Raw genomic sequence first — 17,587 nt, 5'->3', positions numbered from 1 at the left:
AATAGCTATATTCACATATAATAGCTAGGTACTATCCTTCAAAACGAATAAATGTTGTAATCTTTCTTTCCCAATCATAAAAATTCCTCCTGTTCACTTTTTAAGTAATTTTACATATCTCCTGTTTTGTAAAGTTTATCTCGAGATTGTTCCATTAATTTGTTGATTTCTTCGTTACGTTCAACCTTGTCTTTTGACTGTAAACGCCTTGTTATAGTTAATGTAATAAAGAATAAATTTATCGTCATGCTTCTCACCCCCTTTAATTGAGTTTTTTTATAATAATCGACCACCTTTCATCATTTAATCAATATACTACTGCCTCTATTTTTCAAAATTCACATTCATAAATATGAGCATTTAAAAGAAACAAAATAAAAACGCCACAGGATTCTGTGACGTTAATAATAAATATTTTAAGCCACGGAGAGACATCTATCCCCGTTGGCATTCATAATTTGTTTAGTAAACTCTCACAATGAATGATCCTTTAGCGGTCGATAAGATGAAAATATGTATAATGAATGATTGATAGTTGTTTGCTGTGTAGTTTTCATTTTCATCGACCTCCTTTTTGATAATGGTAATTATAACCTCAATTTCCAACAATGTAAAGATTTTTTTAAAACTAAAATCTCGTGAATTCAGTCTCCCGAGCAGACTCATTTGAACGATACGATTCGAGACCAAATTTTGCATAACAAAGGGTGACTCAAAAATCATATGAGTCACCCTTTGCTTATTCTTCGATATTGTCATATTGCTTTTTATAAAATAAAGACCGTTTAAAACATAGAAATGAAATGACTAGCAATGCTATTGTCGATACCATGAGAATTATATCATACAATTCAGATTTTCCTTGGTCAGGTATTACTACCCCTATATATAAAAAAGTACTAACAGCTAATAAAATAATCGCGTAGTTTTTAAAATCTATCATTAAACCATGTAATTTTTTCTTTTCCATAGTTCCCCACCTATATTGGACGTTATAGAAAAAGAATAACATAATCTAGCTGTCTATGAATCATGTAAATTTCACCAAAATTTACGGCTATGCTATGATGGGACCACGCCAAAGCGATACATAAGACTAAGTAAAGATAGTATATTTACGAACACCACAATAACAGGTCAGCTTTTCTGCCCACCTGTCTTGTTGATGTACTTATATCAATAAATCTTAATTATTTATTTCTTCAATCATACTTAGTATTAATTGTGCTGAATTTTTTGCCGCTTTATCTAAAAATTGCTCAAATGAAACATTGGATTCTTTACCTGCAATATCAGAAAGAGAACGTATAACGAGAAATGGTATATTAAATAAATGACAAACTTGAGCTATTGCAGCAGCTTCCATTTCTCCTGCATGTAAATCGTTGAATTTATTTCTGATAAATTCTACTTTTTCAGGGTCACTCAAAAAAGAATCACCCGTAACAATTAACCCTTTTTTAACCTGAATATCTTTTATTTCCTTCGCTTTAGTGACTGCTATGTCGATAAGTTTTTCATTAGGGATAAAAGCAGGCGGTAACCCTGGAACTTGTCCATATTCATAATTAAATGCTGTTACATCCACATCGTTGTGGCGAACTTCAGAAGAAATGACAACATCTCCTACATTTAACTCGGGATGAAAACCACCTGCTGACCCTGTATTAATAACATAGTTAGGTTGGTAACGGTCTAACAACAAAGTCGTGCTCATTGCTGCATTTACTTTACCAATACCCGATTTTAGCAAGACAATTTCTTTTCCATTATATTGTCCTGTAGTAAATTCACTTCCAGCAATAACTTCTTGTTTACGATTCTCCAACTTGTCTCTAAGTATGGTAACCTCTTCTTCCATTGCTCCGATTATCGCAATTTTCATGTCTTCAAATCCTTTCCATATTAAGCACTATTGATATGTACGATATACCACCTAGAAGTTTACCTATTTTATGATACCATAGCAAGAAAAAAACTGGACTTTCGCTAACTGCCAAGGATTACGTATCGTCCTATTAGATTCTGTTGTAAAATAAACTTAGAGCTATTACAGAAAATGTGTTTGTGAGGTGTATAGAATGAATTTCAAACTGGATATTTTAAAAGACAAAGTAGAATTTTTCGAAGCAACTTCTATAAAAGAGCTGGAGAAGAGAATAAATGAAAAAATCGAGCAGAATCAGGCGATTTTATTATCAGTATCATCTGTGTCACATCAAATGCATATTACAGATGACGGAAAAAGATTCTATAGTGCTGTAGTACACTTTAAAGCGACGAATTAATGAAAAAAATTGGCCTATGTACGCATAGTGTTGACAATCTGAAGAACCCTTTCTAGCCTTTTAAAAATGTATAGTTGGGTGATAAGACCTCTTTCACTTATCACTTTTTCGGATCTGCTAATCCTCAAATTTAAGCGGCATTCCTGCTAGTAACCTTTATTTATTCATCCCATTACACATTAAGAAATTAAAGAAATGGGCAAAAAAACAGTGGAAAAGTCCCACTGTTTTTTTACATTAATTCAATTTTTCTATTTTTGTTGGTTTCCATCCTTTATTTTCAACCCAAGTAATATAAACCTTAAACTTTGCAGACTTATCTTTTGGAGAAATTGTCCCTACAGCATCGTTAGGTGACCCATTATTTTCTAACCGCCAGATAATCATATCATTCTCGGGTATTCCAGTTGCATAACTTAAAGCTCTAGTCATCTCATTCCAATCTTGAGATCCTTTCGTATAGTCTGCTGCATGGGGCTCGGATTGAGAAGTTCCAACAGGTTCCCATCCTGAACTCTCTATCGTTTCTTCTACACCTGACCCTGGTTCGCCTGCAGTAATTGTTGTATCTTCCGAATTATCATCATCAAGATTTCGTTCGTTATGAGCAGTCTCATCCTCTACTACGTCATCTGATGGTTCTGTTGTATCACTTTCATTAGATTCACTTTTTGTATCTGCATCATTATCGTTTGTATCCTTTTCGTTTTGTTCCTTTATAGTATTTTCCTCATTAGCAAGCTTTATCTCAGGCTGCTCATTATATTTTGCAGTTTTATCTGCATCATTACCTCCAAGAATAAGTTGAGAACCTATAAACACGATAAGCACGACAACAATACCTATTAATGTATTTAAGACAATATTTGTTTTTCTCCGTTTATCCCGTTTCTCAAAACGAGAATGTACATCATAGTTACTCAAGGTCTAACACTCCTTTGCCTCTTACCTTCTGTCTTATTCTAGCATTTGAACGCCATTCAATCTAGTTTTTCGAATAATTTTAGTCCACTAGTATTGTCAATAGGTGATTGGTACGATGCTTTTTCTACAGTGAAAAATGTTATATTTTTGTATTTTATTCCATTCATTTAATTACAAATCCTTGACAAATCTAAGATTGTTCATTTATTAATTAATCCTTAAAATTTGGTGAATTACAAATCTCTATTTGCTAATTCATTTACAATATCATAAAATGATGCATTAGTCCCAGACTCTTCACTCGTTGTATCCATCTCCACAACAACTAAAGCATATTTAGGTTGATTAGACGGAAAGAAGCCTGCAAACCATTTGTTATAGAGTGACGCTCCTTGTTCAGTTTTTTTTCCCGTCTGGGCGGTCCCTGACTTTCCGGATACTTCTACTTCTAATGATTGAAATCGCCTACCAGTCCCTTCTGGGTCGGTAACAACTAACCTCAATAGCTTTTGCATAGATTTTGCAGTAAATGGGCTAATATGTTCACCATCTATAGAATTAGACGTAAAGGAATACATATTAGTTCCATTTTTGTACAATATATTTTCAACGACTCTTACTTTTTTCCTCTCTCCACCACGAGCAACTGTTGCCATCATATTCGCTACTGCCATTGGTGTTACTTTTACATCCTTTTGTCCAATTGCTGTTTGATGTACAGCTCGTTTTATTTGTTTATCTTCGTTTGCACCCCAAATTTTCCCTAACTTTTCATTTGGGAATTGTTTAAAATTGTCATAGTGGAAAACTTTTCCATTCCAGCCAACTGGACCTACTAATCCAAGTTTTTCTGCAGTATCCTCAATGACCGAATCATTTATTTTTATTAACTCCTCAGCAAGTGTTGTAAAAGTATAATTACAACTCTTTGCAAAGCTTCTCTCAAAGTTTAGCATTCCATCATCTTGTCCTCCATCATTTTCACCGTGTAGGTTTAAACTACAATCAAACTGTCGTGTAGCATCATCTAAACCATATTCAATTGCAGCAGCAGAAATGACAGTTTTAAATATGGAACCTGGAAAAATTGGTTGAATCATATGATTGGCGAGTGTAGCATCTTCTGCACGATTTACATCAGGTTTACTTACCATAGCTAAAACATTATTAGTTTCAATATCCAGAAGTACTATCCCGCCCTTTTCTATCTTATGTTTTGATAAGATATCTTCTGACATAGCTTGAATTTCTTTGTCTATTGTAGTCTCGATCGTAACTGGATAAAATGGATTGGCGTCTGCCATATATTTAACATTAATGCCAAACAACGGATTGCCGTCTCCGTCAACATGATAAAGGAGTTTTGTTTCAGCATCCGGTAACAAAAATTCATCAAACGCCTTCTCTAATCCTGTTATACCAATTTGAGTTTTATACGACAAATCACTACGATCAGGGTATTTACTACGTAACAACTCAGGATTTTCACCTGTAATTCCTATTATATGTTCAGCAATCGATTCTTCAATAGGTGATTGTTTATATATAGCGAAAATTCCAGGTATTTTTAAATTATTTATTGATTCAATCTCTTCACTTGTTAAATGTATACCCTCCTTTTTTGAGAGCACTGCAGGTTTCTTTATGTTGGCAAGTAAGTGATTTAATTTAGATTCTGATATATTAATAATTTTCGTTAATTGTTCAACAGGCCATTCAATATCTTTAGAAAATGGAAATATGACAAGAGAAGGTTCAACTTGGTCACGTAGTGGCGCACCATTTCGATCTGTAAATCTGCCTCGTCCATCATCAATAACTACCTCTTGAGTACGTTGACTTACACTCTCTTGAACGAGGTTAACTCCCTTCTTTGAAAATGATTCAGTATGTATTAATTGAATATCTGCTAATCGATATAGAATGACAAATAACCCCATCATTATGATAGTGCCTATAAATATTATTCTTTTCTTAATCATTTTCTCCTCCTCCCTCCTTAACATTTTTCCATGTTTGATATCGCTGTTTATCTAAACGTTCAGTTTGCTTTATGTTTTTTGTCACTTAAGGTATTGTACGTTGAAGGCTATCCGCCTACGTTTTTCGAACTCCTCGGCGTAAACGCCAGTGGGATCTCACCTCTCCTACGCATCCTGCAGGAATCTCGCACTTTTGCTTCAATTAAGCCCTTATGTTCGCAAAAATACAACAACAAAGATAAAAGCCCAATAAAAAACACCTCGTCTTCATTTTCGACGAGGTGCTCCTATATTAAACATTGACTTAGCTGATTTTTACGATTCTTACTAACATTTCACCGCCTGGTGTTTGAACCGTAACCTCTTCATCAACTTTACGGCCCAGTAAACTTTTTGCGATTGGAGAATCATTTGAAATCTTCCCTTCAAATGGGTCTGCTTCCGCGCTACCAACGATTGTATATGTTTCTTCATCGCCATCTGGTAATTCTAAAAAGGTCACAGTTCTACCTAATGAAACTGTACTAGTATCAGCCTCACCAACGATTATTTTAGCATTACGTATCATATTCTCTAGCGTAGTGATCCGTCCTTCAACAAATGCTTGTTCTTCCTTTGCTGAATCGTACTCTGAGTTTTCCGATAAATCTCCAAAACTGCGTGCTATTTTAATTCTTTCTACTACTTCTTTACGTTTAACCGTTTTCAAATATTCAAGCTCTTGCTCTAGCTTTTCTTTACCTTCTTTAGTCATAGGAAAAACTTTTTCTTGTGCCATGTTTTTTCCACTCCTTCTAGTTAACTTCCCCGAATTTTGTTTTTTATTAGGCTGTTTTTGTAAACCTTGCTGCATTACTACTAAAAAAGCAACAAATTTTAGTATCCTTTTCAAACCAAATAGGGGTATTTCTTTAAAGTATGTATTTTGTTGAGACACGAGTTTGTCTCTAATTGCAAAGAGTATTCTTTAGTAAGATATATAGAGACATTAACACTTCAAACTAACTCATATATTCTTACTATGTGAAAAAAGCAAGGGCAATCGTGCCCTTTACTTTTTAATAGATGCTGCAAGAAATATATTTTTCTTATACACATAATATGATCACTGTACTCTTTATCTATGCTATGTTATTACAAAATTGCATTTAGTTCAAGAATTGTTTGAATTTTTGTTACCATTAAGTCAATTGCTACGTAATTGTGACCACCTTCTGGAATGATGATATCTGCATAGCGCTTTGTCGGTTCAATGAATTGATTATGCATTGGACGCACTACCGACAGATATTGTTCAATAATCGAATCAAAAGAACGCCCTCGTTCTTTCATATCACGGGATATTCTACGAATAATCCTTAAATCTGCATCAGTATCAACGAACAGTTTAATATCCATAATATCACGTAATCGTTTGTCCTCTAAAATTAATATCCCCTCTAAGATGATGACATCCTTAGGTTCAACAAGCATAACATCTTTTGATCGCGTATGCAATTTGTAATCATAGATAGGCTTATGAATTGACTTATGATCAAGCAAAGCATTTAGATGCTCTAGCAATAAATCGTTGTCAAATGCTAATGGATGATCATAATTGGTTTTTAGTCTTTCTTCAAAAGGTACATTACTTTGGTCCTTATAATAGAAATCTTGTTCCAGCATGAGAATTGAATGTCCTTTAAAATGTTCATAAATGGCTTTCGTGACACTCGTTTTACCCGAACCAGAACCACCGGCTACACCTATAACAATGGGCTTTTTTTTCATCTATTAGAGCCCCTTTCGCATCATATTCAATTTCGAAACCGGCTTTTCCACTTTGAAGGTTACAATTTGTAAAGGATGGCGCGCCGCGTCAAGTTCATTCCCTTTTTCATCCCAAATTGTTTCGATTGTTTGCGAGAAATTTTCTATTTCTGGTCCGAAAAATTCAACCTTATCACCAGGTTTGAAGAAATTACGTTGCTGTAAAGTAACCATCTTGGTCTCAACGTTATAGTCTAGAACTAGACCAACAAAATCAAATGCAGTTTTTTTACTATGATTACCAAACATTTGCTGTTGGTATCCTGGTATCCCTTCAAAGAAGGATGATGCTGTTTCACGATTCGCACATTTATCTAATTCTTTTAACCATTCCGGGTCAATGATAAAATTTTCCGGGTCAGCACAGTATGCATCAATTACTTTTCTATATACACTTACTACAGTTGCGATATAATGAATTGATTTCATTCTGCCTTCGATTTTTAAACTATCAATCCCTAGTTCAATCATTTTAGGAATAGATTCAATTAAATTTAGGTCTTTCGGACTCATTGCAAAGGCTGCATCATTTTCTTCAAATAGAGCGACTTCTTGTTCGTTATCTTGCTTATATAAATCATAATTCCAACGACAGGATTGACAGCATCCACCGCGGTTTGAATCACGTGCTGTCATATGATTACTTAATGTGCAGCGCCCTGAATAGGCAATACACATCGCTCCGTGGATAAATGCTTCAATTTCTATATCCACCTTTTCTTTCATTTCCTTCATTTCTTCTGCGCCTGTTTCTCGAGCTAAAACAACTCGTTCTAACCCTTCCTCTTTCCAAAATTGAACAGCTTTCCAGTTTGAAAGAGATTGCTGTGTACTAAGGTGAACTTCTAACTTTGGAGCAACTCGCTTACATGTTTCGATTATTAATGGGTCTGCAACGATAATCCCAGTTACTCCAGCACCTTGTAGGCTCATTAAATACTCATCAAGGCCAGCAATATTATCATTATGAGCAAATATATTCGTTGTTACGTAAATCTTTGCACCATATTTGTTTGCAAACCTGACACCTTCTGCCATTTCTTCAATCGTAAAATTATCTGCATTCGATCGAAGTCCATACTCTTGTCCACCGATAAAAACTGCATCTGCACCATAATGAACTGCTATCTTCAATTTTTCTAAATTACCAGCAGGAGCTAGTAATTCCGGTTTTTTAGTTATTACCCGTTTTCCATTTATTATTTTAGAAATTTTATCTTCTAAAACCGTCATGCTTTTCACTCCTATAGCCACTTAAATTACATGGATGTGTTTATCGTTGAATTTGAATTTCATCTCCACATTACCAGCTTGGGTTAAACCTTATGTTTCTCTTTAGTACAAAAGAGAGTTAATATACTGTCTCTTTAAAGAAGAAACCAGTATCTAATGGTCGATTTTTTGGTTGTAATTTTTCGATTTCATCTAAGAAGTTATCTTTTTCTTCTTCATATTTATCAAAGTCATTAGCACAAAGGTCAATTGCTTGGCGATAAATCTTTGTAACGTTTTTAATATACTCAGCGGAATGAAGGATACCATCTATTTTAAATGAATCGATGCCTGTCTCAATCATTTCTCCTAATTCATCAATGATACAAATATCATTAGGACTCATAATATGTGTACCATTTATATCTTCAAAGATTGGATATTTATTATTTCTTTCTGGATCATGCAAAAACATCTTTTCACTTTTCGTGCGTTTTTCAATTTTTAGTGCCTTACCTTGGTATTCGAAGTAATTACCAAGAAGTGTTCGTTTTGATTGGAACATACATGTCATGCCATGTACTTGAACTTCTATTTCTACTTCAGCATGTTCTTTTATTTCAATAATTGCATCCATACTTAGCTCCCGTGCTAATACGGCACGTTTTGCTCCTTTACGTCCCCAGTAGTTACATGTATACCAATTAGTTGCTGTTGTCTCGGTATTCCAATGTAGCTTAATAGATGGAGCAACTTGTTTTGCAATCATTAATACTGCTGGATCTCCGAAGACGACAGCATCAACATCTAACTTAGAAAGGAATGTCAAATAATCTTCAATCTCACTAATCATGTCATTATGAAAGATAGCATTCATTGCTACGTAGACTTTTTTACCTGCCTTATGCGCAATGTCTAGGGCATTTATAATATCTTCTCTAGAAAATTCACCGGCTAATCTTAAGCCGTATTTTTGTTCTCCGATAATAAACGCATCTGCTCCTGCGTCTATTAATGGAGCTATATCGTCAACCTTCTTAGGTGTGACTAATAACTCGGGTTTTTTCATGGTTCAACACCTCATCTTAAAATTATTCAAATAGATTTTTAAACACTAAAATTATTGATAAATTAAGGTACTAATTGTCTATAAATGGTGATTTTGAATATACATCAATAATTTCATAGCAGCCTAAATGAACGATTAAAAACAACAATTGATTTGTATGAGGATAGATTAAGTCCGTTTTGTTACGGCTATTCCATCCCCAACTGGAATAATTGTTGTATCATAGTTTGGTAATTCATATAATGATTTGTTGAAATCATTTAATTTTCTAACTAAGGTTCGTTGTCTCCTCGTTTGAAGTTCTGAACGGTCACGTGCTACAGTCCCTTTAAATAAGACGTTATCGGAATAAATAATACCACCGTCAGATAGCATTGGTTCATACGCTTGAAAAAACTTTGTATATTTCGCTTTTGTAGCATCAATAAATAGTGCATCAAAAGGTCCAAATTGCTTTAATTGTTCTGATATCTCAAGTGCATCAGCATGAAAGGTGTGGATACGCGTTTCTAAATCCATTGCTTTTATATGCTGATTTGCCTGTTGATATCTTTCTTCATCAAGCTCAATTGTATATATTTCTACAGTAGGAATCTTCAATGCCATACGAATAGCCGAATATCCAATTGCTGTACCTATTTCAAGTATTTTCTTTGGCCTTTGCATTGATAATAGTAATAGCAATACTTCAATTCCAGTCTTCTCCATGATCGGAATTTCATTTTGTGCCGCAATTTCTTCCATGTCTTGTACATATTTTGGTCGTTTAGGAAGTAAATTTTCCAAATAGGTAATTACATCGTTATCAATCATCTTGCACACCTACATTCAATAAGTATATCGTTATACCGAAAATAAGAGCCTCATGAAATGAGAACTCTTTAAATAATTTCTTATTCGTAATAACGTCCATTCACAACTCGATATATTGTACCATAACGAGGCTATGTTTGCGAACTGACAACATTAAGCTCTGATGATGGATAGCCGAAAAACCGTCCTTTTTTCTGTTAGAAGTGCGATTACTCTAGTCCAGCTATCATTGACCAATGATATGTTTATTTTTCTCAATATTGTGCTCTTCTAGTGTTTTAGTAAAGATAACTTCGCCTTCTTTTGTTGCTAAGAAATACAGGAAGTCCGTCTCTTCTGGTGCTAAAACGGCATTAAATGATGTCTCACCTGCATTTGCAATTGGTCCAGGCGGGAGTCCTTTATTCTTATACGTGTTATATGGAGAATCAAATTCAAGGTCCTCGTATAATACACGATCCTTATGTTCTCCTAACGCATATAAAACAGTTGGGTCTGTTTGTAAAGGCATGTCTTGTTCAATTCGATTATAAAATACACTAGATATTTTCTCACGGTCTGCTTTTTCAGTTGCTTCCTCTTCAATTAATGAAGCCATTGTGACGAATTCATGAACCGACATTTTTTGTTCTTCCAGTTGTGGTAAGTAAACGGTCACGATTTCATTCATCTTCTTAATCATCGGCTCAATAATTTCTTCAATTGTCGGTTTTTCCTTATAATAAGGATATGTTGCTGGAAATAAATAGCCTTCAAGTGCGTACTTAATATCTTTACCATTAATATCATCTGTTAATAAATTTGGATACTTACCCATCATATCTTGTATAAACTCTTTATCTGTTAATTTCCCCATAATTTCTTTTTCTGAGTATGGTGCTTTCTTTGAGACTAATGAAGCAATCTCATCCAGTTGTCGACCTTCCGGAATCGTAACTTGAAATGCAGCTTCCTGCATTAACATTCCTTGTTGTAAGCTTTCTATTATCTCATTAAATGTCATTGATTTATTAAGGGTATACTCACCAGCTTGAAAATCTGCTGCATTTTTAAATTTTATATAATATTTAAATATGCGTGCATCTTTTATAATCTCTTTCTCTTCTAAAATATTTGAGATTGTTGTCACTGTCGACCCAATCGGTATCGTTACTTCTATACCCTTTTTATCATTTGGATTAACAGGTTCTAGTGCTGATTTAATATATAAATAACCGCCACCTATAAGGCCTGAAAAGACAATGATGATAATGGTAAATACCGTTAGTACAATTTTACGGGCAACCTTAGTTTCTTTTTGCTTTTCAAGTAACTTATTTTTGAACGATTCTTTAAAAGACGATTTATTCGAATCTTTTTCAGACATTCACATCCTCCTCTCATCTCAATCATTATACTACAATGTTCATTATGATTCGGCAATTTTTTCAGAAAAATGGTATGTATATGAAAAATATATGAATCGTAACCGTATTTATTTATCTCGTTTTTATATTTTTCCTATTTACATATGTACTAATACTATTAAATAACTATCTTCAACTTATTTTTAGGGCTTTTTTTAAAGAGGTTGCTTTTTAGGTCAAATATTTCTATGGGTTCATTTAAGCGTAATTACGGAAGTTCTGCGGTAGTGGGAAATGTATAACGTATCCGTGCGTTTACACAGATGAATACGAAAGCAGAAGGCGGCAACAAGCCTGAGACTTAAGCTTATTTAGTTTATTCAATGATACGGATAGTTCATTACTCTAACCCGAAAATAAATCATGCAGCTAACCAAGACGGTTAACTGCATGATTGTTGTAAATTATTCAGCTTCTTCTTCATCTAGAAATGTATTTAGCATTTCCTCAATTAAATCCCATTCCTCTTCCGTTTCAATTGGCTCTAAATCACCATCTTCTCCATCTTCACGTGGGCTAAAACTTGAAGCGTGGATTTCGATTTCTTCACTGTCATCCTCTTCTGCACCAACTGGATAATATAAAACGTACGATTTCTTAAATTCTTCTGATTCAAATGTAAATAACACTTCACATAGTTGTTCATTGCCGTTTTCATCTATAACTGTAATTTGCTTTTCTCCATGTTCCATATATGGACACCTCTTCATTTCTTTTTTTAGTTTGCTGCTTTCAATTACTTAGACTATCTAAATAACTTTGCAAAATCATAACTGCTGCCATTTTATCGATGACCTGCTTTCGCTTCTTTCGGCTCACATCTGCTGAGATTAACATCCTCTCAGCAGCCATCGTTGTAAGTCTTTCATCCCACAAGATGACTGGAACATCAAATTTCTTTTTAAGAACCTCTGCAAAATTTTGACTTGCCTCTGCTCTAGGTCCAATTGTTCCATTCATATTTTTAGGCATACCGAGAACGACTTTTTCTACTGAAAATTCGTCCATAATTTCAGAAAGTCTTTTGATGTTAAAATCTCGGTTTTCTTCGTTTATCTTAATTGTTTCCACACCTTGTGCTGTCCAGCCTAGTTCATCACTTATTGCTACACCAAGTGTTTTAGAACCTAAATCTAATCCTAATATACGCATGTTTGTCCTTTCGATATCATCAAAATAAAGATTATCATAACTAAAAGCTAACCGTTATTTTATTTGTTTCGCATTTGCTCCATTTTGATTCTGTAAATAAGATTTTACGAGTTCTTCAATTAATTCGTCTCTTTCAAGCTTACGAATTAAATTTCGTGCATCTCGGTGACGTGGGATATAAGCAGGATCACCAGAAAGTAAGTAGCCTACAATTTGATTAATTGGATTATAACCTTTTTCTTGTAAAGCATCATAAACGGTATAGAGTACTTCATTTACATTTGTTTCGACCGAATCATCAGAGAAATTAAATTTCATCGTTTTATCAAATGAACTCACCATTCGCACCTCTTTCTTAGATTCATTAGAATCTGCATGTCCAATCTTACTTATCTTCATTCTACACTACTTTACTTAATTATAAAACGGATTGAACCCATTCTTCGACATAGTTCAATGCATCTGTTAAATTTTCTGGATTTTTTGCACCAGCTTGTGCCATTTCTGGGCGTCCGCCACCTTTACCACCACAACGTTCTGCTACTTCTTTTATTAGTTTACCTGCATGATAACCCTTTTCAACTAAGTCTTTCGTTATTCCTGCAACAATATTTACTTTATCGTTATCTGTGGCACCAAGCACTACAATGGCGGATCCTAGTTTATTTTTCAAGTCATCCATCATTCCACGTAAACTATTCATATCTTTTGCATTTACCTTTGCAGCTAACACCGTAACACCATTTATCGATACAGCTTTATCTACAATATTACTTGCTTCAAGATTACCTAGTTTCGCAAGTAATGATTCATTTTCTCGTTGAAGTTCACGATGCTCTGATAAAAGACTTTCAATTCTACTTACAATGTCTTTTGGGTTTGTCTTTAGAGATGCAGAAGCTTCCTGTAACGTTTCTAGTTGTTCATTAATAACCTCGTACGCAGCTTTCCCTGTTACTGCTTCAATACGTCTTGTACCGGCACCAATTCCTGTTTCAGATACAATTTTAAAGAGTCCGATAGTTGCAGTATTATCAACATGACAACCGCCACATAATTCAAGACTATAATCACCTACTTGAACGACTCGTACAATTTCGCCGTATTTTTCGCCAAATAAGGCCATCGCTCCCATTGATTTTGCTTCAGTTAAAGTTTTAAAATCAATATTTACTTGGATATTGCTCCAAATTTTTTCGTTGACAATTTGTTCTATTTTAGCCAGTTCTTCATGAGTAACCTGCCCAAAATGTGAAAAGTCAAATCGGAGTCTATCATCCGTCACTAACGAACCGGCTTGATTTACATGATTTCCGAGAATATCTTTTAATGCTTGATGTAATAAATGTGTCGCTGTATGATTCTTGACAACTCCACTACGATTTTCTTCAGATACAATCGCATTGACGAGATCATTCGTTTTAATCACGCCGTCTTTAATTGTTACATTATGAAGGTTTTGGCCATTAGGCGCTTTTTGTACATCTTTAACAACAATGTTGACTTGTTCATTACTAATAATACCTTCATCAGCTATTTGTCCGCCGCTCTCTGCATAAAAAGGTGTTTTGTCTAGAATTAATTGTACTTCGTCTCCAGCTTGAGCTTCTGATAACACTTCTCCATCTTTTACAATGACTAACACTTTAGAATTTTCAATAGCTAGCTGATTATAACCAACGAACTCACTCTCGACTTTAATATCGCCAAGCACGCCTCCTTGAACTTGCATTGAATCAACCTTCTGAATAGCTGCCCGAGCACGGTCACGTTGCTTTTCCATTTCTAATTCAAAGCCTGCATGGTCAATTTTCATATTATCTTCTTCAGCATATTCTTCTGTAAGTTCCACTGGGAAACCGTATGTATCATACAGTCTGAATACATCAGCACCCGGAATAACTTGGCTTCCATTCGCCTTTTGTTCCTTCATAACCGAACTTAAAATCGCTAAACCATCATTCAATGTTTCATGGAAGCGTTCTTCCTCATTTTTTATTACTTTCTGGATAAATTCTGTCTTCGCTTTTACATCTGGATAGAAATCAACCATGATTTCACCGACAACAGGTACTAGTTCATACATAAACGGACGATTAATGTTAATGTTTTTCGCATAACGAACGGCTCTTCTTAATAATCTTCGTAATACATAGCCTCGTCCTTCATTTGATGGGAGTGCACCATCACTTATAGCAAAGCTTACTGTTCTAACATGATCTGCAATCACTTTAAACGATACATCTTTTTCACTATTTGTTCGATACGTCTCTCCAGATATTTGTTCAGTTGCCTTGATAATTGGCATGAATAAATCTGTATCAAAATTTGTTTCCGCATCTTGGATAATGGATACCATACGTTCTAGTCCCATACCTGTATCAATATTTTTCTTCGGAAGTGGAGTATATGTACCGTCTGGATTATGATTAAATTGTGAGAAAACAAGATTCCAAACCTCTAAATATCTTTCATTCTCACCACCTGGATATAGCTCAGGGTCGCTAGGATCATTCCCAAAGCTTTCTCCACGGTCATAAAATATCTCAGTATTTGGCCCACTTGGTCCTTCACCGATATCCCAGAAGTTTCCCTCTAAACGGATAATTCGTTCCTCAGGTATACCAATTTTATCTCTCCAAAGTAAAAATGCCTCTTCATCTTCAGGGTGGATCGTTACAGATAACTTCTCAGGTTCAAATCCAATCCACTTTTCACTCGTTAAAAACTCCCATGCCCATTCAATTGCTTCAACTTTAAAATAGTCACCAATTGAAAAGTTCCCTAACATTTCAAAAAATGTATGATGGCGAGCAGTTTTCCCTACATTTTCAATATCATTCGTACGAATTGACTTCTGAGCATTACAAATTCTTGGATTAGCAGGTATAACACGCCCGTCAAAATATTTCTTAAGGGTTGCAACACCACTATTTATCCATAAAAGTGTAGGATCCTCATGTGGCACAAGCGATGCACTTGGTTCAACAGTATGGCCTTTTTCCTTAAAAAAATCTAAAAACATTTGTCTTACTTCAGCAGATGATAGTTTTTTCATATGTATCCTCCTTGTGTATCTATATAATTAATATTTTTGCTGTCACAGTAAACTTCGTTATGTTGTTTCTGCTTGTGATGCTGTAATTAGCAGGTGGAATAGTTCCAAGCATCTATTCACAATCGTTAGGCATAGGAAATACAATTCTATTGAAAAGAACAATTAGAGAATAGTCAAGGTTACAAATTGCCCTTTTAAACAGAAGAACTCCCGTCTCTGTGTAAAGAAATCCTCTTTCCACAGGGACGAGAGCTCACTCGCGGTACCACCCTGATTACAGATTTTCCCCTAAGCGTGCAGGTACAATTAGCGAAAATCTATCACTTCATTATCAGTAACGAGATAAACCGGCAGTCTTTACCTGCACTTAGGAGTAGCTTTCTGCTGCCCATACTTTAGAATTTCTTCCAGCCAAAGGAAATTCTTCTCTATAAAGTGGTACAACATACTTGTTCCATCATAGTTTTGTTATATATTCTATCGTGAATTATAGACAAGCCATCTAAAATTGTCAATGTTTCCGTTTTATTTCAACTAGATGCATGATAACCACCCTTAAAATAACGACAATTGGCACAGCTAACATCATCCCTAACACACCAGCTATTTCTCCACCGGCTAATAATGCAAGCATAATAATGATCGGGTGCATATGAAGACTTCGACCAACGATTAATGGACCTAAAATGTTTCCTTCAAGGAATTGGAGAACAACAATAATAATGATGACTACCATAATCGATTTACCAGACATCGTTGCCGCAATAATAAGAGCGGGAATTGCCCCAATTAATGGACCGAAATAAGGAATAATATTTGTTATACCGATGACTAGACCTAATATCAACGGATATTTTATGTTAAAGAACCATAATGAGACAAAAGCTAACGCACCGATAATAAAACAAACAAGTAATTGTCCTCTAATATAATTTCCTAGGGAATGGTCGATATCTTTTAAAAACTTTCTCGCTGGGTTTCGCCATTTTCGCGGTGTTAAATACCAGGAGGTTCTTTTCAGTAACTCATAATCCTTTAGCATATAAAAGACTAAAAAAGGAATAATTGCTAGTAAAAGCATATAATCAAGTATGCCTCTAAGTCCGTTGATAACCTTTTCAACAGTCTTTGCTAGCCATTCCTCAGTTTGTTGGAACATCAAGTCAATTCTTTCGTGGACACCTTCAGGCCAATTATTTGTATGTGTATGGATCGTTTTTATCCAATCATTATAAGTAATCGATAATCGTGGGAAATTCTCAGATAAATCACGTAGTTGGCTAATAAGTACCGGTATCCCCCGGTAAAACCCATAACCAATGACGCCAAAGAACAACAAATAGATAATTAATATAGATAAAGATCTTGGGACACCTGTCCGGTGAAGCTTTTCAATTACAGGATGAAGTAAATACGTAATAAAACCACTAATGAGAAAAGGGACCAATATTGCTTTAATCATTAAAAACAACGGAGCCCAAACATCATAGATTCTAAAAAATACAAAAACTGTTAACAAACTTAACAATAAGATTGAAATATGTAATAACCATTTAATCTGACGTTCTCTCATCATATTCCTCCTTCCCTATATTGTGGAAGGAAGTGAACATTTTATACATTAAAAAGAGGGCTGACCAACAAACATTGATATAGAAAATAAGAATGCTTTAAATCTATATATAATGTTTGAAGTGCCAGTCCCCTTTTTTAAAAATGACTAAATTTCTTGTTAAAGCATCTTCATGACACGTTTTTTCATATTCTTCATAGAACGATTTGATTGTAAATTAGAATTACGAGCAAAGTGATATGCGGCAGCTCCAAGACCAATTGAAAGTAGTGAGGTTACGGTACGTTTCAAGACCAATCTC

General features: G+C 34.7%; 18 protein-coding genes. 1 reads left to right on the top strand and 17 read right to left on the bottom strand.

Translation table 11 applies throughout. The features are described from left to right. Positions 1 to 110: 110 nt before the first annotated feature. The 3 genes from J2S19_RS13325 to mtnN all read right to left on the bottom strand — a co-directional run bounded on the left by J2S19_RS13325 (position 111) and on the right by mtnN (position 1,885). Positions 111 to 248, bottom strand: coding sequence for a YrzI family small protein (locus J2S19_RS13325; protein WP_307342713.1), 138 nt, complete (start codon positions 246 to 248; stop codon positions 111 to 113). Between the two features lie 491 nt (positions 249 to 739). Continuing rightward, on the bottom strand, positions 740 to 970 hold the full coding sequence (locus J2S19_RS13320; RefSeq protein ID WP_307342710.1) for a YrhC family protein: 231 nt from the start codon (positions 968 to 970) through the stop codon (positions 740 to 742). Positions 971 to 1,186: 216 nt separating this feature from the next. Next, positions 1,187 to 1,885, bottom strand: coding sequence for a 5'-methylthioadenosine/S-adenosylhomocysteine nucleosidase (mtnN, locus tag J2S19_RS13315; RefSeq protein ID WP_307342707.1), 699 nt, complete (start codon positions 1,883 to 1,885; stop codon positions 1,187 to 1,189). 196 nt (positions 1,886 to 2,081) lie between these two features. Here mtnN and J2S19_RS13310 point away from each other — a divergent pair, with 196 nt between their 5' ends. Then, a complete protein-coding gene (locus J2S19_RS13310; RefSeq protein ID WP_307342704.1) occupies positions 2,082 to 2,288 on the top strand; it encodes a DUF2536 family protein in 207 nt (68 codons plus the stop codon). A 237-nt stretch (positions 2,289 to 2,525) separates the two neighbouring features. Here J2S19_RS13310 and J2S19_RS13305 read toward each other — a convergent pair whose 3' ends face one another. The 14 genes from J2S19_RS13305 to J2S19_RS13240 form a co-directional block, all read right to left on the bottom strand. Further along, positions 2,526 to 3,212, bottom strand: a complete 687-nt coding sequence (locus tag J2S19_RS13305; RefSeq protein WP_307342701.1) for a YrrS family protein — start codon at positions 3,210 to 3,212, stop codon at positions 2,526 to 2,528. Between the two features lie 233 nt (positions 3,213 to 3,445). Beyond that, positions 3,446 to 5,194, bottom strand: a complete 1,749-nt coding sequence (locus tag J2S19_RS13300) for a peptidoglycan D,D-transpeptidase FtsI family protein (protein ID WP_307342698.1) — start codon at positions 5,192 to 5,194, stop codon at positions 3,446 to 3,448. Between the two features lie 304 nt (positions 5,195 to 5,498). Beyond that, positions 5,499 to 5,972 carry a transcription elongation factor GreA gene (gene greA / locus J2S19_RS13295; protein WP_307342695.1) on the bottom strand — a complete coding sequence of 158 codons (474 nt, stop codon included), beginning with the start codon at positions 5,970 to 5,972 and terminating at the stop codon, positions 5,499 to 5,501. A gap of 356 nt (positions 5,973 to 6,328) precedes the next feature. Further along, a complete protein-coding gene (gene udk, locus J2S19_RS13290; RefSeq protein WP_307342694.1) occupies positions 6,329 to 6,964 on the bottom strand; it encodes a uridine kinase in 636 nt (211 codons plus the stop codon). A 3-nt stretch (positions 6,965 to 6,967) separates the two neighbouring features. Beyond that, entirely contained in the window at positions 6,968 to 8,236 is a 1,269-nt protein-coding gene (locus J2S19_RS13285) for a peptidase U32 family protein (RefSeq protein ID WP_307342691.1), read from the bottom strand. A 118-nt stretch (positions 8,237 to 8,354) separates the two neighbouring features. Next, complete coding sequence (locus J2S19_RS13280; RefSeq protein ID WP_307342688.1) at positions 8,355 to 9,284, bottom strand: peptidase U32 family protein; 930 nt, start codon at positions 9,282 to 9,284, stop codon at positions 8,355 to 8,357. A 168-nt stretch (positions 9,285 to 9,452) separates the two neighbouring features. Then, positions 9,453 to 10,097: an O-methyltransferase gene (locus J2S19_RS13275; RefSeq protein WP_307342685.1), complete on the bottom strand. Its 645-nt coding sequence runs from the start codon at positions 10,095 to 10,097 to the stop codon at positions 9,453 to 9,455. 226 nt (positions 10,098 to 10,323) lie between these two features. Next, the gene (gene mltG, locus J2S19_RS13270; protein ID WP_307342682.1) at positions 10,324 to 11,463 is read right to left on the bottom strand and encodes an endolytic transglycosylase MltG; all 1,140 of its coding nucleotides are present in this window, start codon (positions 11,461 to 11,463) and stop codon (positions 10,324 to 10,326) included. Between the two features lie 444 nt (positions 11,464 to 11,907). Then, positions 11,908 to 12,195: a DUF1292 domain-containing protein gene (locus J2S19_RS13265; protein ID WP_307342680.1), complete on the bottom strand. Its 288-nt coding sequence runs from the start codon at positions 12,193 to 12,195 to the stop codon at positions 11,908 to 11,910. Between the two features lie 40 nt (positions 12,196 to 12,235). Next, on the bottom strand, positions 12,236 to 12,655 hold the full coding sequence (gene ruvX, locus J2S19_RS13260; RefSeq protein WP_307342677.1) for a Holliday junction resolvase RuvX: 420 nt from the start codon (positions 12,653 to 12,655) through the stop codon (positions 12,236 to 12,238). Between the two features lie 54 nt (positions 12,656 to 12,709). Next, complete coding sequence (locus J2S19_RS13255; protein ID WP_307342922.1) at positions 12,710 to 12,994, bottom strand: IreB family regulatory phosphoprotein; 285 nt, start codon at positions 12,992 to 12,994, stop codon at positions 12,710 to 12,712. Positions 12,995 to 13,073: 79 nt separating this feature from the next. Next, a complete protein-coding gene (gene alaS, locus J2S19_RS13250) occupies positions 13,074 to 15,713 on the bottom strand; it encodes an alanine--tRNA ligase (protein ID WP_307342674.1) in 2,640 nt (879 codons plus the stop codon). A 511-nt stretch (positions 15,714 to 16,224) separates the two neighbouring features. Continuing rightward, complete coding sequence (locus J2S19_RS13245) at positions 16,225 to 17,286, bottom strand: AI-2E family transporter (RefSeq protein ID WP_307342671.1); 1,062 nt, start codon at positions 17,284 to 17,286, stop codon at positions 16,225 to 16,227. A 159-nt stretch (positions 17,287 to 17,445) separates the two neighbouring features. Continuing rightward, positions 17,446 to 17,577, bottom strand: coding sequence for a YrzQ family protein (locus tag J2S19_RS13240; protein ID WP_307342668.1), 132 nt, complete (start codon positions 17,575 to 17,577; stop codon positions 17,446 to 17,448). Between the last annotated feature and the right edge of the window lie 10 nt (positions 17,578 to 17,587).

Origin of the sequence: Metabacillus malikii (assembly GCF_030813355.1) — a bacterium.
GTDB classification, from domain to species: domain Bacteria; phylum Bacillota; class Bacilli; order Bacillales; family Bacillaceae; genus Metabacillus; species Metabacillus malikii.
The sequence above is the reverse complement of the archived record's forward strand: the minus strand, read 5'-3'. Positions and strand labels throughout refer to the sequence as shown.

Excerpts from the sequence above, each read along its gene's own strand:
- J2S19_RS13325 (WP_307342713.1), bottom strand. The coding sequence starts at position 248 with ATGACGATAAATTTATTCTTTATTACATTAACTATAACAAGGCGTTTA.
- J2S19_RS13320 (WP_307342710.1), bottom strand. The coding sequence starts at position 970 with ATGGAAAAGAAAAAATTACATGGTTTAATGATAGATTTTAAAAACTAC.
- mtnN (WP_307342707.1), bottom strand. The coding sequence starts at position 1,885 with ATGAAAATTGCGATAATCGGAGCAATGGAAGAAGAGGTTACCATACTT.
- J2S19_RS13310 (WP_307342704.1), top strand. The coding sequence starts at position 2,082 with ATGAATTTCAAACTGGATATTTTAAAAGACAAAGTAGAATTTTTCGAA.
- J2S19_RS13300 (WP_307342698.1), bottom strand. The coding sequence starts at position 5,194 with ATGATTAAGAAAAGAATAATATTTATAGGCACTATCATAATGATGGGG.
- greA (WP_307342695.1), bottom strand. The coding sequence starts at position 5,972 with ATGGCACAAGAAAAAGTTTTTCCTATGACTAAAGAAGGTAAAGAAAAG.
- udk (WP_307342694.1), bottom strand. The coding sequence starts at position 6,964 with ATGAAAAAAAAGCCCATTGTTATAGGTGTAGCCGGTGGTTCTGGTTCG.
- J2S19_RS13285 (WP_307342691.1), bottom strand. The coding sequence starts at position 8,236 with ATGACGGTTTTAGAAGATAAAATTTCTAAAATAATAAATGGAAAACGG.
- J2S19_RS13280 (WP_307342688.1), bottom strand. The coding sequence starts at position 9,284 with ATGAAAAAACCCGAGTTATTAGTCACACCTAAGAAGGTTGACGATATA.
- J2S19_RS13275 (WP_307342685.1), bottom strand. The coding sequence starts at position 10,097 with ATGATTGATAACGATGTAATTACCTATTTGGAAAATTTACTTCCTAAA.
- mltG (WP_307342682.1), bottom strand. The coding sequence starts at position 11,463 with ATGTCTGAAAAAGATTCGAATAAATCGTCTTTTAAAGAATCGTTCAAA.
- J2S19_RS13265 (WP_307342680.1), bottom strand. The coding sequence starts at position 12,195 with ATGGAACATGGAGAAAAGCAAATTACAGTTATAGATGAAAACGGCAAT.
- ruvX (WP_307342677.1), bottom strand. The coding sequence starts at position 12,655 with ATGCGTATATTAGGATTAGATTTAGGTTCTAAAACACTTGGTGTAGCA.
- alaS (WP_307342674.1), bottom strand. The coding sequence starts at position 15,713 with ATGAAAAAACTATCATCTGCTGAAGTAAGACAAATGTTTTTAGATTTT.
- J2S19_RS13245 (WP_307342671.1), bottom strand. The coding sequence starts at position 17,286 with ATGAGAGAACGTCAGATTAAATGGTTATTACATATTTCAATCTTATTG.